The 12,313-nt window shown below is 45.1% G+C and carries 9 protein-coding genes and 1 tRNA gene; 6 read left to right on the forward strand and 4 right to left on the reverse strand.

Features of this window, described 5'->3' with window-relative positions; translation table 11 throughout:
• Positions 1–95: 95 nt before the first annotated feature.
• The 3 genes from IM753_RS07205 to IM753_RS07215 form a co-directional block, all read right to left on the reverse strand.
• Positions 96–1,238: a 5-methyltetrahydropteroyltriglutamate--homocysteine S-methyltransferase gene (locus IM753_RS07205; RefSeq protein WP_194109003.1), complete on the reverse strand. Its 1,143-nt coding sequence runs from the start codon at positions 1,236–1,238 to the stop codon at positions 96–98.
• Positions 1,239–1,312: 74 nt separating this feature from the next.
• Positions 1,313–2,632, reverse strand: coding sequence for an FRG domain-containing protein (locus IM753_RS07210; protein ID WP_194109004.1), 1,320 nt, complete (start codon positions 2,630–2,632; stop codon positions 1,313–1,315).
• Positions 2,633–2,699: 67 nt separating this feature from the next.
• Positions 2,700–4,007 carry an MFS transporter gene (locus IM753_RS07215; RefSeq protein WP_194109005.1) on the reverse strand — a complete coding sequence of 436 codons (1,308 nt, stop codon included), beginning with the start codon at positions 4,005–4,007 and terminating at the stop codon, positions 2,700–2,702.
• 306 nt (positions 4,008–4,313) lie between these two features.
• Between IM753_RS07215 and IM753_RS07220 the strand changes: the two genes are divergently transcribed.
• The 6 genes from IM753_RS07220 to IM753_RS07245 all read left to right on the forward strand — a co-directional run bounded on the left by IM753_RS07220 (position 4,314) and on the right by IM753_RS07245 (position 11,978).
• The gene (locus IM753_RS07220) at positions 4,314–5,546 is read left to right on the forward strand and encodes a multidrug effflux MFS transporter (RefSeq protein WP_194109006.1); all 1,233 of its coding nucleotides are present in this window, start codon (positions 4,314–4,316) and stop codon (positions 5,544–5,546) included.
• Between the two features lie 199 nt (positions 5,547–5,745).
• Positions 5,746–5,822: transfer RNA gene (locus tag IM753_RS07225), tRNA-Met, on the forward strand.
• Between the two features lie 231 nt (positions 5,823–6,053).
• Positions 6,054–6,551: a ribosome maturation factor RimP gene (rimP, locus tag IM753_RS07230; RefSeq protein ID WP_066885512.1), complete on the forward strand. Its 498-nt coding sequence runs from the start codon at positions 6,054–6,056 to the stop codon at positions 6,549–6,551.
• Between the two features lie 25 nt (positions 6,552–6,576).
• Complete coding sequence (gene nusA / locus IM753_RS07235) at positions 6,577–8,058, forward strand: transcription termination factor NusA (RefSeq protein WP_194109007.1); 1,482 nt, start codon at positions 6,577–6,579, stop codon at positions 8,056–8,058.
• 198 nt (positions 8,059–8,256) lie between these two features.
• A complete protein-coding gene (gene infB / locus IM753_RS07240) occupies positions 8,257–11,064 on the forward strand; it encodes a translation initiation factor IF-2 (RefSeq protein ID WP_194109008.1) in 2,808 nt (935 codons plus the stop codon).
• Positions 11,065–11,138: 74 nt separating this feature from the next.
• The gene (locus tag IM753_RS07245) at positions 11,139–11,978 is read left to right on the forward strand and encodes a 2OG-Fe(II) oxygenase (RefSeq protein WP_083108235.1); all 840 of its coding nucleotides are present in this window, start codon (positions 11,139–11,141) and stop codon (positions 11,976–11,978) included.
• Positions 11,979–12,057: 79 nt separating this feature from the next.
• Here IM753_RS07245 and IM753_RS07250 read toward each other — a convergent pair whose 3' ends face one another.
• Positions 12,058–12,309 carry a helix-turn-helix domain-containing protein gene (locus IM753_RS07250; protein ID WP_065255290.1) on the reverse strand — a complete coding sequence of 84 codons (252 nt, stop codon included), beginning with the start codon at positions 12,307–12,309 and terminating at the stop codon, positions 12,058–12,060.
• Between the last annotated feature and the right edge of the window lie 4 nt (positions 12,310–12,313).

A 12,313-nucleotide genomic window follows, 5' to 3' on the forward strand; every position in this document is an offset into this window, starting at 1 on the left:
CTGGTTTTGCAGGAAGTCTAAATAAAAAAGCGAAACCGCCAAATTTGCCAGTTTCGCTTTTTGCTTGTTATTTAAAACAATTGTTTTTAGGGAAATTATTCACCCCAAACTTCATCAGCGATATCTCTAATCATCTTCACCTTTGCCCACTGAGCTTCTTCGGTTAGGATGTTGCCTTCTTCTGTGGACGCAAATCCGCATTGTGGCGATAGGCAAAGCTGGTTGATGTCCACGTATTGCGTGGCTTCTTTGATACGGGCGATGATGTCGTCTTTGTTTTCAAGGTCGCCTGTTTTTGAAGTTACTAGACCTAGCACGACTTGCTGGTCTTTGATGTGGACAAGTGGGGCAAAGTCGCCTGCTCGCTCACTGTCATATTCCAAGAAAAAGCCGTCCACTCGGCAGGTGCCAAACAGCACTTCGGCAATCGGAGCATAACCGCCTTCTGAGAACCACGTTGAGCGGAAATTACCACGGCAGATGTGCATGGTGATTTGCATGTCGGCAGGTTTGGCATCCACAATGCGGTTTAGCATGGCAACATAATCCACCGCCAATTTGTCAAAATCAATACCACGCTTGGCAAATTCTGCCTTTTTATCCAACGCACAAAATTGCCCCCAGCTGGTATCGTCCAGTTGTAAGTTACGCAGCCCCATGTCATAAAACTTATACATGGCCTTGATATAAGCGTCCGCAATGTCGTTGTACAGACGGCTCTCGTCTTGGTACAGCTCAATCGGCTCGTAGTTCACATCACGCACGCACGCCACAAGATGTAGCATGGATGGAGAGGGTATGGTGAATTTGGTTGGGGCATCGCCAGCACAGTCTTTTAAGATTTGGTAGGCTTTGATAAAAGGGTGGTCGTCTGAAAAATCAATCTTATCCACGATTTTGACGCTATGGCTTTTTGGCTTGGCATCTTTAAACTGCACCGAAAAATTCTCGGTTTCTACCCACTGCACGCCGTCCAATCCAGCCATAAAATCCAAATGCCACCACACACGGCTAAACTCACCATCGCTAACAGCGTGCAAGCCATTTTCTTTTTGTTTGGTAACCAGTTTGCCAATTTCATCTTTTAAAATGGCATCATAATCATCTTGCCCGATTTCGCCTGCATTTAGCTTGGTTTTGGCGGTCATCAGCTCATCGGTGCGTAAAAACGAGCCGACCACATCATTGCGATAAGGGGCGACATTGCGAGGTTTGGCGTTTGGAAAAAGTTGGCTCATGGCTTACTCTCTTTTGCTTGGTTAAAAAAATCTTATGAAAGACATTGGTTTTTATTGGCTATTTTAAAATATTATTAAAAGGAAATTTTCTTAAATTTATGAGAAATGTATTTTGCTGAGTTTTCCAAATAAGGAAAAACAGTACTTTCGTTAATATTTAATAAATCAAGTTGTTCAAGTATTTTTTGCTTGTTTTCTGATTTTATAATGTAATGAGTAATATTAAAATTAAAATTAAAATTAAAGTCATTATCATCATCTAAAATAGCGTCAAGCCCAAAAAGTAAGAACGCCCCAGATTGTGCGTAAATTCTTGGGTTAGTGGACTTTCCTTTTACACAAACAACTTTGCGAATATCTTTATCACATAACCTATTTTCAAAATAGGGTTTATCATCTTTAATATAATGAAGATACTTATTTGAAATTGTATTTGTTTTATCATCTACATTCAATTTTTCTTTTTCAGAAAAGCTTAACTTGCACAAGTTGGCAAGACAGGCAACAGTATCAGAATCAAAGTATTTTAAATCTTCATCTTTGATTGTTATTGAGATTAAATCCCCGTCTTCATTTTCGTGAGACTTGCAAGCAAAATATAAAGCTATCAAAGGATTGCTTGTAATATCTAATAATCTTGTTGGTAGTGAGAAATGTTGCATGTGAACAAGTCTATCAAATGTAGAATCGTCATCAGAAAACTCAGCATAATTTAAAGAAAGTAATTCACGATAGATAACATGTTCATTTTCTCTATAATAATAAAAACCTTGTTCATCACTGCGAAATAATGACGGTTCAAGTTTGTATTTTTTCTGACTATGACCACGATAAAAAACTGTTTTATCACTTTCATTCTTTTTAAGTTGGCTTATCAAGTCTTGAACATTAACAATATAAGTTTCTTGTTTGTCATTGGTTGAAGAATTATCAATAGGTGTGCCAAATTCAATGGGTTTTGCTTCTATTGTGCTCCCAGTATTACTAGAGTTATAATTTGAATCTAATATCGTGGATAAATCACCTTTTTTAATTGCCCAATGCTGTCTATATAATTCCCATTCCTGTATAATTTTTCTATTATTATCAAATAAATCATAAGAATTTATATCTTGCTCCTGCATGTCCTTAAAAGATAATATTACGTTTCTACCTTTTATATTAAATTTGTCAATTTTAGCAAGATATACTTTTGAGCCATTGCCTTCATAAGTATATATGCAAGGCAAATTTATAATTTCTTTATAGTTTCCATTAAATAACTCTTTGATTTCATCGGTAGTATACTCCAAGAATCTTGATATCCATAATGATATTTCATTATTTTCAATCACAAAATTCTCATCAGAACCTATAACAATAAAATTGAAATACTCATTTTCTTCATTATTCATAAACTTACGTATCTCCGTAAAATCAATAGTGGGTTATATCATATATTCGTATTTAATAAGATAAAAATCAACGCTCATTTGGCTTTAAAAAATATAACGCCACCAGTGCCAATAAAATAAAACCACTCGCCCCAAGATACAAATCATCTTTGCCAATACCCACATCCAACAGTTTCCCTGCCAGCATGGGCGAGACGATAGAACCAATACGCCCCACGCCGATTGCCGTGCCAACCCCTGTGCTTCTAAATTCTGGGGCATACAGCGTGGGGTTAATGGTGTATAGCCCCGTGATACAACCATTGACAAGGCTACCGACCAAAATGGCAAAGACAAGGGCGAGCGTCAAAGTGGGACTAGACACAAAGCCGATAATGGCAAGGGACGACAGCACAACAAACGCCATGAGTGTGGATTTTGGGGTAAATTTACTCACCAAAAAACCAAAGATGAGCGAGCCTACCGTACCGCCAATGCTGATTGCCATACCGACCTTTTGGCTTTGTTCTTTGGCAAGCCCTGATGATTCTAGCAGGGCAGGTGTCCACGAACTGATAAAATAAAAAGACGACATTACGGCAATGAACGCTACCCAAATGAGCAGTGTGGTTTTTAATTGACCTTTGGCAAAAAGCTGGCTGATGGGAGCTTTGGGCTTGGCAGATTGGGTTTGGGCGGGCAGTTGCCAGTTGCCTTGTTTGCCGATTTTGTGGGCGATGTTGGTGAGTTTGGCAAGGGCGTTGGCAGGTTGTTTTTGATTTAAAAAATCCACCGATTCGGGCAATAGGGCGATGAGTGCCACGAGTGCCAGCCCTGTCAACACCGCCCCTGTCATAAATACCGAGCGAAAGCCGAACTCATCTTGGAGCATGACCGCCGACAATCCGCCAAGCATCGCCCCCACCCCAAAGCCACACGCATAAATGGCAATGGCAAGCCCACGCCATTTTTGGTTGGCGTACTCGCTCACGATGACGTTGGTGCATGGCAAAATACCGCCCACGCCAAGCCCTGTTATCACACGCCAAAAGGCAATGGATTCGGTCGTGTGCGAAAAATAAGTCATCAGCATACCCACTGCCGATAGGGCGGTTGCGATGATAAGTAGCGGACGTCTGCCAAATTTATCTGCCAAAGGGGCAAGTCCCATAGAGCCAATCGCCATGCCGATAAAGCCTGCACTCATGAGCGTGCCAATCTCTGCCCCTGTCAGTCCAAGCTCGGTCTGAATGCTTTTGGCGGTAAAGGCAATCGCCAGCACGTCAAAGCCGTCTAGCATATTTAGAATCACAGCTAAGGCAACGATGAGCCATTGGTAGGCACTCATGGGCGTGTGGTTAATGGCGTGGGCTAGGTCGGTTTGGTGCGTCGTCATGGTGTGGTCATCTGGTGGGTGATTATTTAATGGTCATACTAAATGTCATACCGAGCGTATTGCCCTAATAAAAATATAACAAAATGTCCATGATTAATCAATTTCAATATTTTCAATATAAGATGAGATTTTTTCAAGATTAAACAGTCAATGTCGGTATTGCAATTTTTTACCATCAAATGGGGCAAATCATGGTAAAATAGTCGGATTTTCTCATTTGTTTTTGTTTTAAAAAATTTGGCTGATTGACATAATAATAACCAATAACCATACCCATCAGTCAGCATTAAGATAAGCAATATTAATATGCCACATCATAGCTCCCAAGACCAGACGATATCTGACAAACCCTTTCCCACTCTGTGGGTGATGATGATGGGGGTGATGATTGCCATTGGTCCGCTTGCCATTGATATGTATTTACCTGCTTTTGTTAGCATGGCAGATGATTTTGGTGTGAGTGTCTCTCAGGTGTCCAAGTCGGTGCCATTTTATTTTATCGGATTGGTATTGGGGCAGTTATTTTACGGGCCGTTCTCCGATCGTGTCGGGCGAGTATTGCCCATGTACGTGGGTATGACGATATTTGTGATTGCATCTGTTATTTGTGCAACTGCCACAAGTGAGATGGTGCTATTTGTTGCCCGTACGTTGCAGGCGTTGGGGGCATGTGTAACAGCTGTGGTAACCCGTGCTGCCATCCGAGATACTCTAAATCCCATACAAGGGGCAAAGGCATTTAGTCTTATGGTGCTTGTCATGGGGCTGGCTCCGATATTAGCACCGAGTTTGGGGGCACTGATTTTAAACTTTGCTGATTGGCATGCTCTGTTTTGGTTTTTGGCAGGTTATGGATTATTTAATATTGTTTTGACCAAACTGTTTTTAAAAGAAACGCTTGCCCCCAAAAATCGCAATACCAAACCCATCAGCCAAACCTTTGTGTCTTATCTGGATTTGGTCAAAGACAAGACATTTATCGTTCCTGCTGTTGCAGGGGGCGTACTACAAGGGGCATTCTTTATTTATCTGTCCATTTCAAGCGAGTTATTTATGGTGAATTTTGGCTTATCTGAGCAGCAGTTTGCCATCGCTTTTGGAGCTAATGCCTTTGGGTTTATTGCCCTAACACAGGTCAATCAGTTTTTGACCAGTCGTTTTCGTCTTGTGCAGTTGCTACGTTTTGGGGCTTTAATGCAGCTTGTCTCTGCCAGTTGTCTGTTGGTGTTGGCATTGATGGGGCTTGGCTATTTTCCACTTGTATTTGTGGCGATATTTTGTTGTATTTCAGGACTTGGCTTTACTCAGCCTAATGCTACCGCCATCGCTCTGGCATATCAAAAAAAGCGGGCAGGTATGGCATCTGCCATGCAAGGGGCATTGCAGTTTAGTGTGGGGATTTTTGGCGGATTGCTGTTAAGTTTGTTTGATGTCAACCCTGTGTTAAAGCTGGGTATTATCATCACAGCACTTGTGTCGTTTGGAACTTTTTTGGTCTATCAGCTTGACCCTAAGATGGACTTGTCAAAGATGGATTAGCAGACCCCAATATCCCAATACCCCAGCACTCCAATAAAGGATGCAAGAAAGTGGTACAAAAGGGCGATGATTTATTTTATAAAAAATCAAGACATGCCTGCCCTTTGTATTTACCATAAAAAATGAGAAAAATCGCAAAGAAAATCAAATTTTCTCTTGACAATGCCAAAAACCGTGCTATAATGGCGTTCTAAATTGATGCGGGGTGGAGCAGTCTGGTAGCTCGTCGGGCTCATAACCCGAAGGTCGTTGGTTCAAATCCAGCCCCCGCTACCACTTTTTAAATCCTTATTTAAAATTATTTTAAAATTGTAAAATAAGGTATCTTTCCCATAAAATTTATCATTATTTTTTAAAATTGATAAAGTAAACATGGTTAAGATGTCGGCGAGCAATGATTTTAGCCCACCAACGTGTTTTGTGGGTTTTTTTGTATTTGCAATTTGCCAAACTGCTAACTCTTTTGATTTTTAATTTGTGCTTTAACATAGGATTAACCAAGCCAAAATGAAACCATCTAGCAAGATTGCTGAACTTACCCAAATGATCGCCCCTGCGGTGTCCGCTTGTGGTGTGGAGCTTTGGGGGATTGAGTTTATGCCCCAAGGGCGTAAATCACTGCTTCGTATCTATATTGAAGTCAATGCCGATGCCCGTGAGCGTGGCGAGCACATCACCATCGAAGACTGCTCAGCGGTCAATCACCAAGTCTCAGGCGTACTAGAAGTGCACGACCCCATCGCAGGCGAGTATGTGCTAGAAGTATCAAGCCCTGGGTTTGACCGTCCGCTGTTCACCCCTGAGCAGGTGGCGATGTTTGTGGGGGAGACCGTCAGTTTGCGTCTGATTCACGCCATCGGGCAAGGTGATGTCAAACGCCGTAAAGTCGTGGGTCATTTGATGAGTGTGAGTGATACGGGCATGCATGTGATGACCGAAGATAAACTAGAATTTGACATCGCTTTTGATAATGTCGACAAAGCCAATTTGATTTATCAAGACTAAAATTTAACCAAAAAGGTAGAATAAGATGAGCCGTGAGATTTTGACCGTTGTTGAGACCGTCAGTAACGAAAAGGGACTTGATCCTGATGATATTTTTGGGGCGATTGAGCAGGCGCTTGTTTTCTCAACCAAGAAAAAAGTCTATACCGAACAGCCAGAAGTGGCAATCCGTGTCGCCATTGACCGTAAGACAGGCGATTATGACACTTATCGCTACTGGACGGTGGTGGCGGACGAAGACCATGAGATGCCTGCTTGCCAAAAGGCGATTAGCGATTTGGACGAAAACGAATACCAAATTGGCGACATCATCGAAGAGCAGATTGAGTCCATTGAGTTTGGGCGTATTGCCGCTACCCAAGCCAAGCAGGTCATCATTCAAAAAATCCGTGAAGCTGAGCGTGCCTTGATTGCCGATGCTTTTGAGGTTCGTGTGGGCGAGCTTATCACGGGCGAAGTCAAAAAAGCAAGCCGTGATGGCTATATCATTGACTTGGGCGACGGGGCGGAGGGTTATCTTGCCAAAGACCAAACCTTGCACCGTGAAATGCTACGCCCTAAGAGCCGTGTGACGGCACTACTTGCCAAGGTCAATCGTGATGGGCATGGCAGTCAGCTGGTGCTGTCTCGCACGAGCAATGAGATGCTGGTTGCCTTGATGACCAAAGAAGTCCCTGAGATTAGCGAAGGGATTATTGAGATTCGTGATGTGGCTCGCCTGCCCGGTTTGCGCGCCAAAATCTCAGTAAAAACAGGCGACAGTCGTATCGACCCTGTGGGGGCGTGTATCGGCATGCGTGGCACTCGTATTCAAGCGGTGCAACAAGAGCTAGATGGCGAGCGTATCGATGTCGTGGTGTGGAGTGATGACCCTGCCCAGTACATCATCAGCTCATTAGAGCCTGCGGACGTGTCTAGTATCGTGTTAGATGAAGATAACCAAACTGCTGACATCATCTTTGGGGCGAACGACCAGTTGGCTCGTGCCATCGGCTCACAAGGTCAAAACGTGCGTTTGGCATCTGATTTGACCGGCTATAAGCTCAACATGATGCTAGAATCTGAATACCTAGAACGTCAAAAAAGCGAGTCTGAGGCGATTATCACGCTGTTCTATGAGCGTTTGGAAGTGGACAGAGATTTGGCAGAAGCGTTGGCGGAGATTGGTTTTACCACCATCGAAGAAGTGGCTTATGTGCCTGCTGAGACTTTCTATGACATTGATGGCTTGGATGATGAGACCATCGGTGCCATCCAAGAGCGTGCCAAAGAAGTCATCATCAATGATGAGCTTATCAAACAGCAAAACATTAAAGAGCCTAGTGGCGAGCTACTTGCCCTAGAAGAGATGACCCCTGCCATCGCTTATAAACTGGCAGAGCGTGACATCATTACCCTTGACGACCTAGCCGAACAAGCGGTGTTTGACATCGAAGACATCGAAGGCATGGGCAGTGAGCTGGCAGGCAAGCTGATTATGGCAGCACGTCAGTCATGGTTTGAATGACCATGCGTGCGTCATGGGGCGTGCTGTCATGAGTACGTAAGGACGTTGCCAAATTTGGTTGGTGAGAATTTGGCAACTTGTAAAAATGGAGGGTAAAGTGGGGATGAACAAGACTTATCCTGCCCATCCATTTTCACCAAATTCATCATTTTATGATAAAATCATTCATCAAATAACCAAACAAATTTAGGTAAACCAATGGCGACAAAAACCGTAAAAGAATTAGCAAAAGACTCCAACATTACCACTGACGTGCTTTTAAAACAACTAAAAGACGCAGGTCTGCCCACTCGTGGCGAAGATGATTCTGTCTCAACCGATGAGCAGGCGACGTTAGTGGCGTTTTTAAAACAAAGTCATGGTCAAGCCCAAAAGACCCGCATTGGCATGACTCAAAAAACCACCACCACCAAAAAAATCACCACCACCACCGGCAAAGCCCAAAACATCAATGTCGTACGTGCCAAGAAAAAGCAGTTTGACATCCAAAAACCTGACTTAGCTGCCGAGCAAGCCAAAGCCCAAGCAGAGCGTGAAGCCGAAAAAGCCAAAGCCATCGCCGCCCTAGAAGCCAAGCAAAACGAAGAGCGTGCCAAACAAGAAGCTGCCAAACGTCAAGAGGCGACATTGGCTGCCATGCGTGCCAACTCGGGCAGTGCAAATGGTGGCGAGAGTAAGCCCAGTGCGTCTGTTGTTGTCAAAAAAGTTAAAAAAGATGAAACCGATAAAGACGACAGCGTGGTCAGCTCATCTGTGGTCAAAAAAGGCACAGTCGCCAAGAGTGACGTAAAATCTGACAAAAAAGAGACCAAAGCAGACAAAGCCAAAAAACAACCCGCCAAACCTGCCAAGAGCGAGACCGAAGAAGAACGTCAAGCTCGCTTGGCTCGTGAAGCCGAAGAGCAAAAACTGCGTGAGATAGAAGCGGAGAATCGTCGCCGTGCCGCCATTGATGCCCAAAATCGCACTTTGGAGCAGATGAAACAAATGGCAAATCGTTATAGCGAAAAAGACGAGGTGCCAAGTGCGGTCGTGCGTAAAGATGAGCCACTAGCAGCAGGCTTGGTCGGAGCGGCATTAGAAGAGTCTTTTGAAAAAGAGCGTCGTGAGATTAAGCGTGGTACCAGCAGTACATCAAGCCGTGCCAAAGGCGGTAAGAAAAAAGGCAAAGAAGAGCTTGAAATCAGACCCAAGTCACGCGGGCTAAAATCATCACAAGCGAACAAACATAAGTTTGAAATGCCTGTGGAAAAAATCATCCATAATGTTGAAGTGGGCGAAGAGATTATCGTGTCTGACCTTGCCCAAAAAATGGCGGTCAAAGTGCGTGAAGTCATCAAATCACTCATGAAAATGGGCGAGATGGTACGTGAGGGCGATGTCATCGACCAAACCACCGCCGCCCTAGTCATCGAAGAGTTTGGACACAACTTCATCGCTGTATCTGATACCCAGCTAGAAGATGACCTACAAGAGGCCGCTACCGAAAAACAAGGCAACGTCCAAACACGCCCGCCTGTCGTTACCATCATGGGTCACGTTGACCATGGTAAGACATCACTACTGGACAAAATCCGTGAAACCAAAGTGGCAAGCGGTGAAGCTGGTGGTATTACCCAGCACATCGGGGCGTATCATGTTGAGACTGACCGTGGTGTGATTACCTTCCTTGACACCCCCGGTCACGCCGCCTTTACCGCCATGCGTTCACGCGGGGCTCAGGCGACCGACATCGTGGTCATCGTGGTGGCGGCAGATGATGGAGTTATGCCACAGACCGAAGAAGCCATCGACCATGCACGAGCGGCTGGCACACCAATCATCATCGCCATGAACAAGATGGATAAAGACACCACTGACCCAGAGCGTGTGTTAAATGAGCTGTCAGTCAAAGAAATCATCACGGATGCTTGGGGTGGGGATACGTCACTGGTCAAGGTCTCCGCCAAAACAGGCATGGGTATCGATGAGCTGTTAGAGACCATCAGTATCCAAGCCGAAATCATGGAGCTGACCGCTCCTGTGGATGGTGCTGCCCAAGGCGTGGTCATCGAATCTCGCCTAGACAAAGGACGTGGTGCGGTGGCAAGCCTACTGGTCAAAAAAGGCACGCTAAAACAAGGCGACCTAGTGCTGGCAGGCGAGTTCTATGGCAAAGTGCGTGCCATGACCGATGAGAATGGTGAGCGTATCAAGTCGGCAGGGCCTTCTATTCCTGTGGAGATTTTGGGCTTGCCTGATGCTCCGATGGCAGGTTCTGAGTTCTTGGTAGTCTCTGATGAGAAAAAAGCCCGTGAAGTGGCGGATTTTCGTATCGCTCGTGAGCGTGAACGTTTGCTTGAACGCCAAAACAAAATGCGTCTAGAAAACATGTTTGCCAACATGGGCAGTGAGGCAAAAACCCTAAATCTTATCCTAAAAACAGACGTGCGTGGTTCGCTAGAAGCCCTGCTTAGTGCGTTAGATGAGCTATCAACCGATGAAGTCAAAGTGCGTGTAATTAGCTCGGGTGTGGGTGCCATCACTGAGTCTGATGTCATCTTGGCGGAGTCTAGTGAGGCGGTTCTGCTTGGCTTTAACGTGCGTACTGACAATGCCGGCAAGCGTAAAGCAGATGAGGCAGGGCTTGACATTCGTTATTATAGCGTGATTTATGGCTTGATTGATGATGTCAAAGCAGCGATGAGTGGCATGCTTGCCCCTGAGCACCGTGAGAAAATCTTGGGTATTGCCGAGGTGCGTGAAGTATTCCGTTCTAGCAAATTCGGGGCGGCGGCAGGCTGTATGGTACAAGAGGGTACGATTTATCGCAACAAGCCCATCCGTGTTCTGCGTGATGATAAAGTCATCTTTACAGGGCAACTCCAATCCTTGCGTCGCTACAAAGACGATGTGAACGAGGTCAAGGCAGGCATGGAGTGTGGTCTGGCGGTCAAAGGCTATGAAGTCGCCGCTGGTGATAAGATTGAAGTCTTTGAGATTCACGAAGTGGCACGCACCCTGTGATGTCATGACAAAAACCGCTTGCCCTAGGGTGAGCGGTTTTTTTGATAACAAGTTGCACTAATAGGAGTATTCATATGACATCATCTACCTTTTCATCATTAACTCATGAAGACTTACTGGCATTGAGTTTGACACTTGATGACAGTTGGAGGCAGTGGATAGAGACCAATATCGAGCGGGGGTGCAGTCCTGCCAGTATCGCAAAGATTTTGGCGGATAATAAAAAGTTGCCAAGCAAATATCTGCCTACCGTGCGTCCAAATATCACCAGCGATGATGAGAATTTTATTGATATTGATGGGCATACCGTGCAGGTGATTTGCACTCTAAAATCGCCCCGAGTGGTGGTGTTTGACAACCTGCTCACGCAGGCGGAGTGCGATGAGCTGATTGCATTGGCAGACGGTAGGTTGGAGCGTGGTAAGGTCGTTGATGACAAAACGGGCAATTCACGCCTGCACGCCCATCGCAGTAGTGACAATGCCCAGTTCACCTTGGGTGAGTTTGATGTCATTGACCGCGTGGAGAGACGCTTGGCGACTCTACTAAACTGGCCGGTGGAAAATGGCGAAGGCTTACAGGTACTGCGTTATCAAAAAGGTGGGGAATATCGTCCGCATTTTGATTATTTTGGCGACAGCGTGGGCGGTCGTAGGCACTTAGAAGTAGGCGGACAACGTGTTGGCACGTGCGTGATGTATCTGTCGGATGTGCAGGCAGGGGGCGGAACGTCATTTCCCAGTGTGGGTATGGAAGTCAAACCCAAAAAGGGTGGTGCGGTGTTTTTTGCTGATGTGGACGAGCAGGGGGATGTGGACAAACTGACCTTGCATGCAGGCGTGCCCGTCATTACAGGTGTGAAATTTATCGCCACCAAATGGGTGCGTGAACGCCCTTATCGACGTGAGAGTTAATGTCGTCTTATTAATAACAAGTCGTCCACAGTCATGTTGGGCGATTTTTTATACCAAATCATTTTTTAAAAGTGTTTGCTTAAAATATCTTGGTTAGGTCTTGCTCTATCAGCAATTTATCCAGCGGAGTTTCTAAAGCATCGGCAATCTGCCCCATCAGGTCGATGGACACCGCCCGTCCGCCATTTTCAATCTCACAGACATAGGTTTTACTGATGTTGGCACGAAACGCCAACTCTTCTTGGGAGAGCTCTTTGATACGCCGAAGTTGTCTCATGTTTTGGGCGAATATTAGGCGATATAAATGGGGTGTTTGGTTGGATTTTTTCATGGGG

Origin of the sequence: Moraxella sp. K127 (assembly GCF_015223095.1) — a bacterium.
GTDB lineage: Bacteria > Pseudomonadota > Gammaproteobacteria > Pseudomonadales > Moraxellaceae > Moraxella.